15 protein-coding genes are annotated in these 16,785 nt (G+C 44.3%); 5 read left to right on the top strand and 10 right to left on the bottom strand.

Going from position 1 to position 16,785, the window contains the following annotated elements; genetic code table 11:
• Positions 1–15 precede the first annotated feature (15 nt).
• Positions 16–1,332 carry an adenosylhomocysteinase gene (gene ahcY, locus AC3WJC_RS14440; protein ID WP_492399810.1) on the bottom strand — a complete coding sequence of 439 codons (1,317 nt, stop codon included), beginning with the start codon at positions 1,330–1,332 and terminating at the stop codon, positions 16–18.
• A 124-nt stretch (positions 1,333–1,456) separates the two neighbouring features.
• On the opposite strand from ahcY, the gene AC3WJC_RS14435 reads away from it, so the two are divergent.
• Both AC3WJC_RS14435 and AC3WJC_RS14430 read left to right on the top strand, forming a co-directional pair.
• Positions 1,457–1,753, top strand: a complete 297-nt coding sequence (locus tag AC3WJC_RS14435) for a hypothetical protein (protein ID WP_492399809.1) — start codon at positions 1,457–1,459, stop codon at positions 1,751–1,753.
• Between the two features lie 97 nt (positions 1,754–1,850).
• Entirely contained in the window at positions 1,851–2,261 is a 411-nt protein-coding gene (locus tag AC3WJC_RS14430; protein ID WP_492399925.1) for a BrxA/BrxB family bacilliredoxin, read from the top strand.
• A gap of 61 nt (positions 2,262–2,322) precedes the next feature.
• Here the strand turns inward: AC3WJC_RS14430 and AC3WJC_RS14425 are convergent, their stop codons facing one another.
• A complete protein-coding gene (locus AC3WJC_RS14425) occupies positions 2,323–3,078 on the bottom strand; it encodes a glycosyltransferase family 2 protein (protein WP_492399808.1) in 756 nt (251 codons plus the stop codon).
• The gene (locus AC3WJC_RS14420) at positions 3,078–4,325 is read right to left on the bottom strand and encodes a glycosyltransferase family 4 protein (RefSeq protein WP_492399807.1); all 1,248 of its coding nucleotides are present in this window, start codon (positions 4,323–4,325) and stop codon (positions 3,078–3,080) included. Before AC3WJC_RS14420 ends, AC3WJC_RS14425 begins: the two co-directional genes overlap by 1 nt.
• Before the next feature lie 166 nt (positions 4,326–4,491).
• Here AC3WJC_RS14420 and AC3WJC_RS14415 point away from each other — a divergent pair, with 166 nt between their 5' ends.
• Entirely contained in the window at positions 4,492–4,998 is a 507-nt protein-coding gene (locus tag AC3WJC_RS14415) for a serine acetyltransferase (RefSeq protein ID WP_492399806.1), read from the top strand.
• A 21-nt stretch (positions 4,999–5,019) separates the two neighbouring features.
• On the opposite strand, the gene AC3WJC_RS14410 is transcribed toward AC3WJC_RS14415, so the two are convergent.
• The 7 genes from AC3WJC_RS14410 to typA all read right to left on the bottom strand — a co-directional run bounded on the left by AC3WJC_RS14410 (position 5,020) and on the right by typA (position 12,966).
• A complete protein-coding gene (locus tag AC3WJC_RS14410; RefSeq protein WP_492399805.1) occupies positions 5,020–5,937 on the bottom strand; it encodes a glycosyltransferase in 918 nt (305 codons plus the stop codon).
• Positions 5,938–5,998: 61 nt separating this feature from the next.
• The gene (locus AC3WJC_RS14405) at positions 5,999–7,489 is read right to left on the bottom strand and encodes a lipopolysaccharide biosynthesis protein (RefSeq protein WP_492399804.1); all 1,491 of its coding nucleotides are present in this window, start codon (positions 7,487–7,489) and stop codon (positions 5,999–6,001) included.
• 6 nt (positions 7,490–7,495) lie between these two features.
• The gene (locus AC3WJC_RS14400) at positions 7,496–8,260 is read right to left on the bottom strand and encodes a TylF/MycF/NovP-related O-methyltransferase (RefSeq protein WP_492399803.1); all 765 of its coding nucleotides are present in this window, start codon (positions 8,258–8,260) and stop codon (positions 7,496–7,498) included.
• A gap of 1 nt (position 8,261) precedes the next feature.
• Positions 8,262–9,386, bottom strand: a complete 1,125-nt coding sequence (locus tag AC3WJC_RS14395; protein ID WP_492399802.1) for a glycosyltransferase — start codon at positions 9,384–9,386, stop codon at positions 8,262–8,264.
• Complete coding sequence (locus tag AC3WJC_RS14390) at positions 9,379–10,074, bottom strand: class I SAM-dependent methyltransferase (RefSeq protein WP_492399801.1); 696 nt, start codon at positions 10,072–10,074, stop codon at positions 9,379–9,381. Before AC3WJC_RS14390 ends, AC3WJC_RS14395 begins: the two co-directional genes overlap by 8 nt.
• A gap of 57 nt (positions 10,075–10,131) precedes the next feature.
• A complete protein-coding gene (locus tag AC3WJC_RS14385; protein ID WP_492399800.1) occupies positions 10,132–10,986 on the bottom strand; it encodes a LamG domain-containing protein in 855 nt (284 codons plus the stop codon).
• A gap of 171 nt (positions 10,987–11,157) precedes the next feature.
• Positions 11,158–12,966 (bottom strand): translational GTPase TypA, encoded by a 1,809-nt coding sequence (gene typA, locus AC3WJC_RS14380; RefSeq protein ID WP_492399799.1) that lies wholly within the window; start codon positions 12,964–12,966, stop codon positions 11,158–11,160.
• A 269-nt stretch (positions 12,967–13,235) separates the two neighbouring features.
• On the opposite strand from typA, the gene AC3WJC_RS14375 reads away from it, so the two are divergent.
• Together AC3WJC_RS14375 and AC3WJC_RS14370 are read left to right on the top strand one after the other, a co-directional pair.
• Positions 13,236–13,394: a FeoB-associated Cys-rich membrane protein gene (locus AC3WJC_RS14375; protein WP_492399798.1), complete on the top strand. Its 159-nt coding sequence runs from the start codon at positions 13,236–13,238 to the stop codon at positions 13,392–13,394.
• Positions 13,395–13,429: 35 nt separating this feature from the next.
• Positions 13,430–16,774 (top strand): trifunctional glycoside hydrolase family 18/polysaccharide deacetylase/glycosyltransferase family 2 protein, encoded by a 3,345-nt coding sequence (locus AC3WJC_RS14370; RefSeq protein ID WP_492399797.1) that lies wholly within the window; start codon positions 13,430–13,432, stop codon positions 16,772–16,774.
• Positions 16,775–16,785: the final 11 nt, after the last annotated feature.

Raw genomic sequence — 16,785 nt, 5'->3', positions numbered from 1 at the left:
TTACACTTTCAGCTATTAATAACGGTAGTACTCCGGTTTAAACGGACCATCAACGGTTACGCCGATGTATTCAGCCTGATCTTGGTCCAATACCTCCAGCTCAACACCAATTTTGGCAAGGTGCAGGCGGGCTACTTTCTCGTCAAGGTGTTTTGGCAGGGTGTATACTTTGTTCTCGTATTTATCACCATTGGTCCAAAGCTCTAATTGAGCAAGGGTTTGGTTGGTGAATGAGTTACTCATTACAAAGCTTGGGTGGCCTGTAGCACAACCTAAGTTTACCAAACGGCCTTCAGCCAGTACAATTACGTCTTTACCGTCAATAGTATATTTATCAACCTGTGGTTTAATTTCAATTTTGCTGCTTCCGTAAGCACCATTTAACCAGGCCATGTCAATCTCGTTATCAAAGTGGCCGATGTTACATACGATAGCTTTATCCTTCAAAGCACGGAAGTGCTTTTCACGTACAATATCCTTATTACCGGTAGCGGTAACCACAATATCAGCTTCAGCAATGGCAGTGCTTAATTTTTTAACCTCGAAGCCTTCCATAGCCGCTTGCAGGGCACAGATCGGGTCAATCTCGGTAACAATAACACGTACACCGGCGTTGCGCAGTGAATCGGCAGAACCTTTACCTACGTCGCCATAACCGCAAACAACGGCTACTTTACCGGCCATCATTACGTCGGTTGCACGGCGTATTGCGTCAACCAATGATTCGCGGCAACCATATTTGTTATCGAATTTTGATTTGGTAACCGAGTCGTTCACGTTAATGGCGGGCATTGGCAGCGTACCATTCTTCATACGCTCGTACAGGCGGTGTACACCGGTAGTAGTTTCTTCAGACAGGCCTTTGATCGCAGCGATCAGCTCAGGGTATTTATCCAATACCATATTGGTTAAGTCGCCACCGTCATCTAAGATCATGTTAAGCGGTTGGCGCTCTTCGCCAAAAAACAAGGTTTGCTCAATGCACCAGTCAAACTCTTCGGCGTTCATACCTTTCCAGGCGTAAACAGAGATACCGGCAGCAGCGATAGCCGCGGCGGCGTGATCCTGAGTAGAGAATATATTGCATGACGACCAGGTAACTTCAGCACCCAGTTCAATCAAAGTTTCAATCAATACGGCGGTCTGGATGGTCATGTGCAGGCAGCCTGCAATGCGCGCGCCGGCCAATGGTTTTGATGGACCATACTCGGCACGCAACGCCATTAAGCCCGGCATTTCGGCTTCGGCCAGTTCAATTTCCTTGCGGCCCCACTCAGCCAGCGAAATGTCTTTTACTTTATATTTCAGGTAGGCAGTTTCTACAGTCGACATATTTTTTATTTTTCTGTTATTTAGAATGCAAAAGTACATAATAATGTTTTCTTAATGAAATGCGGGGCTTGAGGTTCAGCTTATTGGTAAACTTTTTGCTTCAGTGGAATGTAAAAAACACGCCATGTTAGAACACGCGCTGATTATCGCCATGATAGTACTTTTTATACATGCCTGTAGCTGGCGCGGGATGATATTTGAAGGCATCAAAAAAATTGTTGAACCCAAGGGAATGCTCTATAAGCCGCTGTATGGCTGCCCTATCTGCATGACACCCTATTACGGCACCGTTATTTACCTGCTGTTCTTTCGCCATTCCATTGCCGATGGCTTGCTCACCGTAGCTACAGCCAGCGGATTGAACGTTGTGTCGGTATTGCTGATCGATATAAAGGACGGTATTTGCAAGCGCGATGAATAGGGCTACCGTCAAGCCAATGTTATTATTACGCCTGTGTGAATTGTTTTTGTAGAGAATTGATATTTTTGTATTGATTTAATTTTAAGGATAGTATATGATGTACCCAGAATATTTAGTTGCCCCCATGCGTGCCGAACTGACCACAGCGGGCTTTGAAGAACTTAAAGATGCCGACGCGGTAAAAAACGCTATTGAGAGCGAAGGCACCGTATTGGTAGTTGTTAACTCGGTTTGCGGTTGTGCTGCTGCCAACGCGCGCCCTGCCGCCCGTGCCGCCGTTACTTATGAAAAAACACCGGACAAACTGGTAACCGTTTTTGCAGGTATGGAAAGAGACGCGGTTGATGCTGCCCGTAACTATATGTTGCCTTACCCGCCATCATCACCATCAATGGCTTTGTTTAAGGATGGCAAACTGGTACACATTATCGAGCGCCACCAAATTGAAGGCCGCCCGGCGCAAATGATCGCCGATAACCTGGTTTATGCTTTTGATCAGTACTGCTAATAAGTATAAAAATATAAATAGAGAACCCGTAACGAAAGTTGCGGGTTTTTTTGTGATGTTGTTAATCGTTAGTGCGGCGGTGCAATAGCCAGTACCAACCCAGGTTAAAAGCGATAACCCCATGATTAAACAGCGTAGGCAGCAAGCCATAATGCTCCCGCATGATCCGGAAACGCTCAACCAGGCTTTGCCGGTGTTTTTGTTTGGACATGCCACCCACCAGGTATTTAGCTACATATCGGCTTACGTTCACTATTTTTTTGGCTTGTTTGGCAGCATGTAATATCCAGTCGATATCGGCACTTAACTGGTAACGGCTGTCATAAGGTTTTGTCAGGCTGCGCCGTATGTAGATGGCCTGGTGGCTTACGCTCATGCCATATTTAAAGCTTCGCCAGGTAAATTGTTCCGGTGCTTTGTGGCGGCGCTGACCCAGGCTGTTACCATTATCATCAATCATTTCGGTTTCGCCGTAATATATATCAGCATCAGGCGATGATGCGAAAACAGCTTCAACAGTATTGTTATCATATAACTCATCACCGGAATTCATGAACAATACATACTCTCCGGTTGCTAAGGCCAACCCCTTGTTCATGGCATCATAAATACCCTTATCCTTTTCGCTCACCAGGCGGGCAATACGGTTTTGATATTTTTGGATGATAGCTAAAGTACCATCAGTTGATGCCCCATCGATGATGATATACTCAATATTAGTATATGTTTGCCCCAAAACCGAAAGCATGGTGCGCTCCACATCGCGTACGTTATTGTACACCACGGTGATGACGCTGAGGGTAGGGTTAAACGCCATTATAGTATCGAATTATATAGATCAATATACTGTTTGGCCACTTTGTTATTGGTAAAATTATCCAAAACCTTTTGCCGGGCTGCCGCTGATGCTCCGGCCATGTCCGCTGTAAATAGCAGATGATGTATGCCCGCCGCGAGGTCGGTTGCTGATTTATATTCGGCCAGGTAACCATTCTGCTGATGGTCTATCAGGTCGGGAATACCGCCTGTATTAAACGCCGCTATAGGCGTACCGCAGGCCAGTGCTTCCATAATCATGTTGGGCAGGTTATCCTCCAAGGATGGGGATACAAACACATCCGCAGCACTGTAAATCTCGGCCAGGTCGCTTTCAGCACTAATAATGCTCAACTCTTTTACCCCGAAAGGCAGCGTGCCGGTATCAAAATGTTTGTTCTTGCCGAAGATCACCATCTGGATAGGTGCATCGCCGGTTTGTTGTTTTAGCAGGTGCAAGGCTTCAACCAGGTAAGTGATGCCTTTGCGGCGGTCGTTAATATTAGCCGCGCCGAAAAGGATGATTTTAGCATCAGTATCAATACCCCATTTTTTGCGGACGGCAATTTTATCCTTTGGCGAAAAGGTATCAATATCTATCGGGTTAGGGATGGCCACCGTTGGCCTGTTACCCAACAAGCCGCTGCCGCGCGATACATTGCCCAGCCAGTTGCTGCAGCTTACTATGGTAAGGTTTTGGGCACTTTGCAGCATAGCGAACTTACGCTGCCATACCTTATGCGAAAGATCATTCTCGCTTGAGCGGCGCAGCATCCAGCAGTTTCCGCATTGGTTTACAAAATGATCGCAGCCGTTGGAGTAGTGGCAACCGCCGGTAAAGGCCCACATATCATGCAGCGTCCAAACTACGGGTTTGCCTGATTGTAATAATTGCTGCAGGTTTTTAATGCTAAGGTAGCCGGAGTTCGTCCAGTGCAGGTGCAGTATATCCGCTTCCTGTATAGCGGGATGATCGGCGATATTACTGCCGCTGTTGGCTGCCGAAAAAGCGAAACGTACAGTTTTATCTTTTTCTTCAAAGGCGATGAAAGGTAAACGTTCAAGTAGAAAGTTGGCTTTGGCCAAGCGTTTACCCGTTGTAGCGGTTACCCTTTGCTCCGTAGTGAGCTTTTGCTGCACGGTCATGGTTACATCAACACCGTTTTGCTCCAGCGCTTTAAGCAGGCGCATACAGGCGGCGGGTGCGCCGCCACCGGCATCGGCAGTATTGATGAGTGTAACCTTCATGTATTTAAAACCGGCACAAGTATAGCTAATTGCAGCCATTTTTGCTTAACAGGTGCTGCTAAGTAAGCTATTGCCGTGTTTATAATGCAAAATACAGCGGCATGTTTAACAAACCCGCCAATTATTTTACTTTTGAGGAATCGCTAAAAACATCATCAACGTAAAAATGAACCCTTTTGCTTACTTGTTTCAGGATCGGAAAGCTAACCGCGGGAATATAAAAGGCCAGTTGGTGCTTTTTATGTTCAGGCTGGTACAGCTCATCAACCGCTCCATGGTGGCAAAGGTGATACTTTTTCCATACCTGATATTTTACCGCTTTTTTGTGGAGTGGAGCCTGGGTATCGAGCTGCCGCGCAAGCTAACGGCAGGTAAAGGACTGATCATTTACCACGGGCAGGCACTGGTAGTTAACCAGGGTGTGGTGCTTGGCGAAAACTGTGTGTTGCGCAACTCGGTAACCATAGGGCATAAAAAACTGGCTGACGGTACCTTCAGCGGTTGCCCGCGTATTGGTAACAATGTTGACATCGGCGCAAACGTTTGTATCATTGGCGATGTTACCATTGGCGATAACGTAATAATAGGGGCGGGCGCGGTAGTGGTGAAAAACATACCGGCCAATAGCGTAACGGTGGGCAACCCGGCGCGCGTTATCGAACAAACTAATTAAAAATTACAACGCTACCGGTTATTATTTCCTTTTCCGGTACTTGATGTACAGTTGATTAAACAGGCGTAAGCCTCTCTGTAAGAGTGAACCTTTTCTTTTCTTGAAAAAGTACCGGAGCAGATCATGGGCTTTTTTATTGATCGTAATACTTTTAGGAAAATGGGTGATAGGGCCTTCGGCAATTTTTACCTGGAAAATGTCGTCGATATTGGAATGTATGCCGGTTCCGTCATTTCCGATACTATTAACTAATGATTGGGATGGATTGAGGGAAAGGCCACCCTTTAAAAAAATGGAAGCGTACCAGCGTATAGCCCACGAATTATTTTTGCCGTTTTTAAATTCAAGCATCTGTTTCCAAAAGTTCATGCTATGTTCAACCGAAAACGTGTGCTTTTTATCGTTGTCAAATTGCGCGATCAGTTTATCAATATCAGGTTCAAAGTTTTTCCATGCCCGTTTCCAGGTAGCCCAGCCCCAACTGGTAGCTATATAATGGAAAAAGGTTTGCGGAAGTTCGCTATGGTTGATACCGAACATATACGCCCCGATATGCATTACTTCCTGATTTTGCTCATACTTGTCAAGCGCCTCATTAAAGTATTGCAGGGTATATTTGGAGGATAGCAGGTCATCCTCAAAAACGATAACCTTGCCATAATCATTAACCAGTTTGGTAACACCATCAATAATGGATGCTGCCAAACCCATATTATGCTCACGGGTTATAATTTTTATAGTTTTAAAGCCTGATATGGATTTAATATGCTCCCTTACCTGCTCCACTTTATCTATATCCGCTTCTGTTTTTGCCGCGTCAGCAAAAACATACAGGCGTGAATCTTCGGCCAGCAAATTTTTTTGCAGGTAATTAAGCGTACGGCGTGTATGGTCAGGACGGTTATAAACAAATAAAGCAATGGGGGCAAGATTTTGCATCAACAGAGAATATAAGTAAAATCAATAACCATTTAAAATATGCCGGGTTTAAAAATATTCATTAAAATTTAAGGAACCGGCCAATTAGCTGGTCAACCTTTTCATTAACATCAACTGATATTTTAAGGAAGTAAGTAAGCGCCCCGTATATAACGGTAGTAACGCCGCTTCGTACAAGTATATCAAGCCAAACATTAGGCATGCGCCACAGGTATACCCCTGCCAAATAGCTTATTGCGGCAATTACTATTACCAGCAGGTGCTTATAGGTAAAGGGCTGCATTTTAAAGCGGTATTTTATATACAGCCACGATACAAAGTTCATGCCTGCTATGGTTAAAAAGTAGGCGAAAGCTGCGCCAAGCCCGGCGTATACAGGTATTAAAAAGTAGTTTAGCACAACACAAAAAATACTCATAATAAGTACAAACAACGTCATTAAACGGTATTTATGTGAAGTGGTTATAATGTAAGTATTCAACCCGCCGGTAATATCAGCCAAAAACCCAAGGCCTATTACTACAAACAGGCTAAAGTATTTTGGGTCGGTAAAGTCCTTATTGCGGGCAAGGGCGTACAGGTTGTCGCGGTTTATAAATATGCCGATGAACAGCAACATACCCACCACCATTTGAACAATGGATGTTTTTGAATATACTTCGGCAATGTTGGCCATGTTTTTTGATCGCCACGAGTCGGCCACTACCGCATAGGTGGTACGGCTGAGTGCTTGCGCGGGTATGCTGATCACCATGGCAATGTTAAAATACCAGCTATAAACACCCTGTACAGCATCGCCTGCCATGGCGCTAAGCATCAGTGTATCTATTTTTTGCAGCAGTACATACACCGCGCTTGATATCAGCGTAAACAGGCCAAAATTTACTATCTCCTTTTTTTTGATAGCTTTAAAACCCTCATGGCCTATACGATAACTAAAATTGCCTGATAACAGCAGGTTAATTAACAGCAGTAATGATATAATGCCGTTTACCGTTATATAGCCCATAATAAAGCCATCAAACGTTAGCCATTTATTAGCTATCATGAGCAGCATTACAGTAGTTGCCAGGCGTAATACTACAAACTGTAATATGTTTGAATAGATGGTGTTATATACTACCCGCCCCGTCATTTCCAAAAAGTTAAAAACAACCACAAACAACGCCAGCGGTATCATGTAATAATAATACTTTACAAACAGCGGCGATTTATCAATATAAGCGGATACTATGGCCGGTTTAAAAGCTATGTATATAATGGTAGCAACGCAAAAACCCCCGAATGCTAAAAAGGCCGCCCAATGGATAAAACCGTTATGAGTGCGGTCATCCGTGCGGTAAAAAGGGAAGTACCTGGCAATAATGCTGGGCACACCCATTGAGGCTACCAGCGAATACAGTACAGATATGCTGATAATAAGATTGTAAATACCAAAATTATTATCACCTACTATGGGCGGAAAAAGCAATACCGTGTTAATGTACGCTATTACCATGCCCGCGTACAGCACTACAGTATTTTTGTAAGCCTGCTTTTTTACAATGCCCATTTGTTACTACAGCTTGATCCCGATACGGCCGGTATAATCTATCCGGTTTAATAAAAGCGGCAGTTTATTTTGGGCGATGTATTCATCAACCGCTTTGCGTGCGCCTTCCCAGTGGCCGTAATCATCAATTATAATAACGCCGCCCGGTACAAGCAGCGGATATAAATGGTGCAGCTCATGCCTGGTAGATTCATAAAAATCGGTATCGAGCCTTAAAACAGCAATTTTGCCCGGAAGCGTTGCCGGTATAGTATCTTCAACCATGCCTTTTACGTAATGAATTTTTTGGGCCGGATAGTTGAGGCTGTTTACATTTTGTTGTACCTCTTCAATAGTTGAATAGCACCAAACAGAGGTGGGGTCACTTTTCTCAGAAGTCTGCATCAGTTCCTGTGCTGATGTTCCGGATATAACCTTGTCGTTATCCGTAGGAGACGACATTCCCTCAAACGTATCAAACAAGTAAATGTCCCTGGTAAGATCGTGGTTTTTTATCAGGGTATCTATCGCTGCCATTGAGCTTCCGCCGCGCCACACGCCACACTCTACAATATCACCCTCAATATTATTATTGATAATATATTTTATAGCGTTGCACAGTGCCGCTATGCGTTCGGGTGTAGTAAGGGTATAGGTTTTTACTTTTTTGTAGGTTTCAACCGTGTCCTTATCAAAATCAGCAGGTAAGCCATCTACAACAAGCCGCTTGTCAGGCTTTACAATATCGTACCCAAATTTCTGTATAAATTTTACAAGTGCTTTTTTTATCATTTTAGTTATTTTTTATAACGGCATTTAAAATACCGGTCAATATTGATATCTGTTTTTGAATATTATAATTGTTTCTGATATGTGTTGCGGCCGCATTGCCAATTTCGGCGGCTAATTTAACATCCTCTGCAATCAGCAGCATGTAATTGGCCATTCCCTCTATATCATGTTCGGGTACCAGGTAGCCGGTTTTGCCATTCACTACCGCTTCCTTAATACCGGCATGCAGGGTACTTACTATAGCCAGGCCTGATGAGCCCGCCTCTAAAACCGATACCGGTGTGCCTTCCTTATCACCATCGGCGGCGGTAACCGAGTGCTGCACAAAACAGCGGCTTTGTTTTAGTAAGGCTTTTATTTCGTCGGGCTTTAAAACGCCTTTTAATATTACCTGATCCTGCAAACCGGAATCATTTATAAAAGCGGCCGTTTCATCAAACAAGGGGCCATTGCCAACCATGTTTAATACGGCATCCCGGTGTTTTTCGGCTACTGTTTTAAAGGCTTTTACAACCGATAAAGGTGATTTTTTCTCAACAAAGCGGCCTATCGAAATAAAGTTTTTTCCGTTGGATGATATATCAATTTGCGGAAAAGCCTGCGGATCTACCCCACAGGAAGCCTGTGTGATTTTAGCAGCGGGTGCCCCCAGTTGTTTTAAGGCCTCCACCATATCGCCGGATACGGCTATAAAAGCACTTGCATAATTAAACGCTTTTTGATATTGAGCGTAATATCTTTTTACCGTACCGGTATGGTGCACATCAGCGCCATGGTAATGTATTACCAGCGGAATGCCGGCTGTTTTACATGCATCAGTAACCATAGCGCCAACCATGCCATATTCGGCAAATACTACATCAATTTTATTCCGGTTGAAATAATCGGCTAAACATTGGTTGGCTATGCCGATAGATAATTTTTTAAATATCCGCTTTTGTACCAGGTATAATAAAAGCTTCCATTTTGATTTAATGATAAAATTACCTTCATCATCATACACCGGGAAAGCCCCGCCCCACAATACTTTTTTATTGCCGGGCAAACGCTTTATATGCTCCTCAATAAAGGTTTCAGAAAAAGCGTTGTTATTGGGTTTTATAATACATAAGTTAAACTCACTCATTGCTTATACCCGGCTTTGTAGCAATAACAACGTATAATGATGCATCCCTGTCGCGCTGGCTTTGTGAGTTTATTTTGTTGAATAAACTGATCATGCCCTGCATTACCAAAGCAAACGGCGGGATCATGAATTTAGGCATTTTTATCGCTATAGCATCCTGCAATAACTGTAAGCCGCTGGCCGCCAATCCCATAATGCCGTGAAAAGAGGAGATGATAAAACCTTCTTTTTCTACCGTTTTACGTAACCCGGCACTTGTCCAGCGCCAGTAATCATTAGGGGTGGGGTGGTAAAACCAGTAGCCATGTGTTGTAAGTATAAGCGTGCCACCGGGTTTTAGTATGCGCAAGGCTTCCTGCAAATAACCGGCAGGCGAGTCAACATGCTCTAATACCTGGTTTGATAATACAATGTCGGCATAATTATCAGGCAGGGTGGTTTTGCTGTCAAAGTCGATGTGGTGCTCGGCTTTAGGGTTCATTTCCAGGTCAACCCCTAAATACTTGCCTACCTTGGGTTCAATAACCGAGCGGTAGGGCATATCGCCGCAGCCAAAATCAACCAATAGCTTGTTGGGGCTATGGGCTGTTAGCTGGTTTATTACTTTTATTGTTGCATCCCGCAGATGTGTTAGATGCACATAGCGCGTATGAAATATAGTAGGATTTAATCTATCATTCCCTTTCATCTGGCTAATTTAACTTTTGTTAGGCTATTCGGGAAAAATAATAATCGCCCGCGCTTGTTATTGCTTTGAAACTTTGGCTGACTGGGCTTCGGTTAAAACAAAAAGTTTTCGCATCTCGGTATCGCTTATAATGCGGTTATATATCCTGATGTCGTCAAGCCTGCCCATAAAATAATAGGGTTCAGTACCGTCATTAGGGAAAATACTATCGCGGCCGATGAACATTGGCGCATCGGTTAGCGGATTAGGAGTTGGTATGCCACCCTCAATTGCATCCAACTTTCCGTTAATGTAAGTTGAGTATGTTTGCTCATCAAGGTTGTATACAGAAGTGATCATATACCAAATGCCTTTTTGCAGGTATTTATTACCTACGGCGAATGGGTCATCACCGGCAGAAACACCATAGGATGGCCTGCCTACCTTGCCAACACTTGTATGTTGAGCCTCTGCGCCCGAAAATGATAAATGCCAGCCGTTTTGTGAACCTGAGCCTCTTTTATGTAAAATGGCCGATCCGTGTGATGTATTGTACGCGTCAACATATATCCAGTAATTAACAGTAAAGCTGGTATTAAAAAGGCGCAGGTCTTCCGCATCATTTACTTTAATGCAGGCGCTGTATCCATTAAACTCATAAGCTGCGGCCTGTTTGTTAAACCGGTTTTCAGCATCAGTTATGTTATATATATAGCCATAGTGCTCGTTGCCTGATAGGTCATGCGCATTTCCGTCAAACGGATAAAAAGCGATCAGGCCGGTTTTCAAGCTGTCTAACGTGAGGTCAATCGTGTCTACAGGAATTTTGGTTGTATCAGCCGGTTCACCTTCGGGCTCTAAATAAGTGGATTGGCATGCGCTGATGCTTGATAAAAAAAGCAGAGATGCTAAAATTGTGAAAAGGGGCTTCATTATTATTATGTGATAAAGTATTTCTGCCCAAATATATCATTAATTAGTTACAGTTTATTTTTATAACAATATTTACCACGGTAGAATAGAAAGTGTTTAACAGGAAATTCCAATAAAATAAAAATGGCCTCTCAGTTATGAGAAGCCATTCCATTCTATTATTGAATTCTATTACGACTGGAATCTTTTACCGTTAACCTTACGCTCGTTTTCAGTTAAGTAAATTTTGCGTAAACGGATGCTTTGCGGTGTAACCTCAATGTATTCATCAGCCTGGATATATTCCATTGATTCTTCAAGAGAGAATTTGATGGCCGGTGCTATACGTACGTTGGTATCGCTACCTGATGCGCGCATGTTGGTTAACTGCTTGCCTTTGGTAAGGTTGATCACCAAATCGTTATCACGTATGTGTTCGCCTAATATTTGGCCTTCATAAATATCCACACCCGGATCGATAAAGAAACGGCCACGGTCTTGCAGTTTGTCAATAGCGAAGGCCGTAGTTTTACCGCTGTCCATTGATATCAATACACCATTTAAACGGCCGGGGATAGTGCCTTTCCATGGCTCGTAAGCCTTAAAGCGGTGAGCCATGATAGCCTCGCCCGCGGTAGCGGTAAGTACGTTATTACGTAACCCGATAATACCACGTGATGGGATGTCAAACTCCAAATGCTGCAGATCGCCTTTTGGCTCCATAACCAGTAGGTCGCCTTTACGCTGGGTAACCAGCTCAATTACCTTACCGGCAACGTCACCAGGTACGTCAACAATCAGGGTTTCCATCGGCTCGCACTTAACACCGTCAATTACCTTAACAATAACCTGCGGCTGGCCTACCTGTAACTCATAACCCTCGCGGCGCATGGTTTCAATTAAAACTGATAAATGGAGAATACCACGGCCATAAACCAGGTATGAATCCGGCGATTCGGTTTCAACAACTTTTAACGCCAGGTTTTTTTCCATTTCTTTAAATAAACGGTCGCGCAGGTGGCGTGATGTTACAAATTTGCCCTCTTTACCAAAAAACGGTGATGTGTTAATGGTGAACAGCATGTTCATGGTCGGCTCGTCAATTTTGATAACTTCCAGTTGTTCCGGTTTTTCAAAATCGGCAATGGTATCGCCAATATCAAAGCCATCAATACCTACAACCGCGCAAATATCGCCTGAGCTTACCTGGGTGGTTTTTACTTTGCCTAAACCTTCAAAAGTATAAAGTTCTTTTATCCTTGATTTTTGGATGGTGCCATCGCGTTTAACCAATGATACCGGCATGTTTTCTTTGATAGTACCACGTGCCACACGGCCTATAGCGATACGGCCTACGAAAGACGAATAATCTAACGAGGTGATCTGCATTTGCAGGGTACCTTCGCTGATAGGCGCAGGCGGAATATTTTCAAGGATAGCATCCATCAACGGGAAAATGTCCTCTGTAGGTTTTTTCCAGTCGGTGCTCATCCAGCCTTGTTTTGATGAACCGTAAACAACCGGGAAATCCAGTTGCTCTTCAGTAGCGTCAAGGTTAAAAAACAATTCAAATATCTGCTCGTAAACCTCTTCAGGGCGGCAGTTCTCTTTATCAACTTTGTTTACTACCACAATTGGCTTTAAGCCTAACGCCAAAGCTTTTTGGGTAACAAAGCGTGTTTGCGGCATGGCGCCCTCAAAGGCATCACAAAGCAGCAATACGCCATCAGCCATTTTTAATACACGTTCAACCTCACCGCCAAAATCGGCGTGACCAGGGGTATCAATAATGTTGATCTTAACATCTTTATAAATTACCGAAACGTTTTTTGATACGATGGTTATACCACGCTCGCGTTCCAGGTCATTATTATCCAATATCAATTCGCCTGTTTCCTGTCCATCGCGAAAAATTTCGCAACTGTGCAGAATTTTGTCAACCAATGTGGTTTTACCGTGGTCAACGTGTGCTATAATAGCTATGTTTCTTATTTTTTGCATGTAAATGCGGCTCTAAAATTTGGCGCAAAGGTAATGTTAATTTATGGCATTTTCAAAGGATGTATACATTATGAATTTATTAACAGCGTAATTATCAGCTAAAAGCAGCGGGTAGCTGGTTATAGTTATGCTTGCTGAGTGTAATAAAGGCTTTGTAAGACTAATAAAAAGATAATCGCCACATTGTCATTATCTTGTAAATCATTTTAAAGGTTATATCATGCAGCCGGTATATTCGTTTCAATTATATAATTTGTAAGTTTGTGCCAATGAATATTCAGGTTGTTATTGTTGTTATATTATTTGTAGCCGCGGCAGTTTACCTGGGCCGCAATATGTATAAAAGCCTGTTTGCAAAAAAAGGCTGCGGTACCAATTGTAAATGCGGCGTTGATTTTAGCAACATACAGCCTGATAAACATAAATAGCCCTTTATTACCCTAATTTTTTGCTATAGTATTTCATGTCACAAAAGCAGGTTTTTCAGGCCGATTCGCCTGGCAGATGGAAACGCTTTAAATGGGTTAGCCGTGTATTTATACTGGTGCTCATTTGCGGTATTATTGCCGCCGCAGTTACCGTTACCGATAAAACTTACCCTCACCTGCCCAACCTTAACCCATCGCCCAAAAAACTCAGCGCCCAGCAGTTGGAGCAGTTAAAACGCTCAACCAAGTACCGCGATTTTAAGATCCAGAAGAAGCAGATCCAGAAACTGCAGCAGGCCCGCAAGCAACAGCAATTAAAGCATCCCAATAACAAACGCCGCATTAATGCCGCGTTTTACCGTGCCTGGGAACCACAGGCCTATAACTCCTTAGCCGAAAGCCTGCCCAAGCTGGATATGGTGGTAAGTGAAGGTTTTTTCATCAAACCGGGTGCCGGTGTGGTTAACGCGTCAATAGATACCGGGCTCATCAATCTTAATAAAAAATATAAAAAACCGGTAGTGGTCAGCTTGTCAAACTATGTTAATTACGACAATCAGCATGGCGGGTATGATACCAAAACACTGGAGCATATCATCAGCGATAAACAGTTGCGCGCAACCTTTATCAGCGACCTGATCGCGCAGCTAAAAAAATATAAGTTCAGGGGATTGAACCTTGATGTGTACGACATTAATATCAACAGCCGCAACTTTCGCGCGCTGCAAACAGAGCTCTACGCGGCTTTGCACGCACAAGGTTTATTGTTAACCCAAAACGTTATAGCTGGCGATGAAAATTACAAGCTGGAAGAATTGCAGCATGTTAACGATTACCTGTTTGTTATGGCCATTGACCAGCACAATGAATCAAGCAACGCGGGTGATGTATCGCACCAGCAATGGGTGGAGGAACTGATTGACGATGTTTGCGCGCGCGTACCCAGCGAAAAGGTGATACTTACCTTCCCCGGTGGCGGGTTTGACTGGCCCGAGAACAGCGTGGGCTCGCCGGTAAGTTACCAGCAGGCTATAAGTGTGGCCAAAGAAAACAGCGCCCGTATTACGTTCGATCCTGCATCAGCTAACCTGCATTATACCTACCTGGGGTTAGACAGCCTGAAGCATACCGTTTATTTTGCAGATGCCGCCGCTAATTTTAATATCATCCGGATGGCAGATGACTGGGGTACGGCCGGCGTAGCGCTATGGCGTTTAAGTTATGAGGACCCGCGTCTTTGGAATTTCATCTCAAAAAACCTTGCGCTTGATTCATTACGGAAAACCGGGTTTGATAACCGCCTGCTCTCATCCGTTGGTTTGAATGATAAGATAGATTACATTGGCGATGGCGAGGTGCTCGACCTGATCACCACCCCGCACGCGGGCGAAATACGCCTGAAGATGGATACCACCAGTTATACCATTACCAGGCAGCAATACGTAACCCTGCCTACCAAATATGTGATACGCCGGTACGGTTACAAGCCAGGCAAGGTAGTGCTTACCTTTGATGATGGGCCCGACCCGGACTATACGCCCCGCATCCTCGATATTTTAAAGCGCGAAAAAGTGCCTGCCGCTTTTTTTGTAGTCGGTTCAATGGCTGAAAAAAACATCCCGCTGCTCAAGCGGATACATGATGAAGGCTATGAGATAGGAAACCATACTTACCTGCATCCTGATATTTCAAAAGTAAGCTTACAGCGGGTAAACCTGGAGCTGAACGCCACGCGTAAGCTTATCGAGTCTGTTACCGGGCGCAGTACCATCCTGTTCAGGCCACCGTTTAACGCGGATGCCGAGCCGCAAACCATTGCCGAGGTAATACCCGTTGCCGAAAGCCGCAGGCAGAGCTATATCAACATTGGCGAATCCATCGACCCGTGGGACTGGTATCCGGGTGTAACTGCCGACAGTATTTACGCGCGTACCATTCGCTACGCGCCCAAAGGCTCCATGATTTTATTGCACGATGCCGGGGGCGATACACGCGAGGCTACAGTACAGGCATTGCCGCGGATTATTAAAGAATTGAAACGGCAGGGGTATGAGTTTACTACCATTGCCGATGTAATTGGCAAAACCCGTGATGACCTGATGCCGGTGGTTAAGGATGATGTGAACAGCGGTATTACCGGGCCGTTGTATGATGCCGTTGTAGCCGGGTATTTTTATGGTAACTGGTTTTTGTTCTATGTATTTCTGTCGGCTATATTTTTGGCCATAGGGCGCATAGTGCTGATCGGTATTTTAGCGGTACGGCAATTTTTTGAAAATAAAAACCGACAGGCCGCCATAAACGAGGCCGACCTGCCTTTGGTGAGCATTATTGTGCCGGCTTATAACGAGGAAGTAACCGTTACTAATACCATTAATAGCCTGCTCAGGCTGGAATACCCACGCTTTAATATCATTTTTGTTGATGACGGCTCAACCGACCGTACCTACCAGGTGGTAAACGAAGCATTTGGCAATAACGTGGCGGTTAAAATATTTACCAAACCCAATGGCGGTAAAGCCTCGGCGCTTAATTATGCCATTAACCATACCGAAAGTGATTATGTGGTTTGTATTGATGCCGATACGCAATTAAAAAGCGATGCCATATACCACCTGATGGCTTGCTTTACTGATGAAGAGATAGGCGCGGTGGCCGGTACCGTGAAGGTAGGCAACGAAACCAATATGATCACCCTTTGGCAATCAATTGAGTATATAACCGCCCAAAACATGGATCGCCGGGCGTTTGACCTCATCAACAGTATAACCGTTGTGCCAGGTGCTATTGGGGCTTTCCGCAAGGAGGCGATCAGCGAAGCGGGTGGCTTCACTTCAGATACCCTGGCAGAGGATTGCGACCTTACCATGCGTATATTAAAGCTGGGTTACGTAATCCGCAACTGCGGCGATGCTATTGCCTATACCGAAGCGCCCGAAACGGTGAAGATGCTGCTTAAACAGCGCTTTCGTTGGAGTTTTGGGGTGATGCAAAGCTTCTGGAAAAACCGCGACGCGCTGTTCAACAAAAAATATCGTTTTTTCGGGATGGTAGGTATGCCGAACATCTTGCTGTTCCAGATCATATTACCGCTGTTTTCACCCTTGGCGGACCTGATGATGATACTGGCCCTGTTTGAACCTAAGCCCGAGCGCCTGCTGACTTATTATGGGGTATTTTTACTGGTTGATTTTGTGGTGTCCATCATCGCTTTCCGCATGGAGCGGGAGGATTACCGTAAGCTGATCTATATTATACCGCAGCGTTTTATGTGGCGGCAGTTAATGTATTATGTGCTGTTTAAATCGGTACGTAAAGCCTTAAAAGGCGAGCTGAGCGGTTGGGGTACGCTAAAACGTACGGGTAATGTAAAGGTGTAATCACACAAAAT

The organism is Mucilaginibacter sp. FW306-07-L (assembly GCF_058782065.1).
The sequence above is the reverse complement of the archived record's forward strand: the minus strand, read 5'-3'. Positions and strand labels throughout refer to the sequence as shown.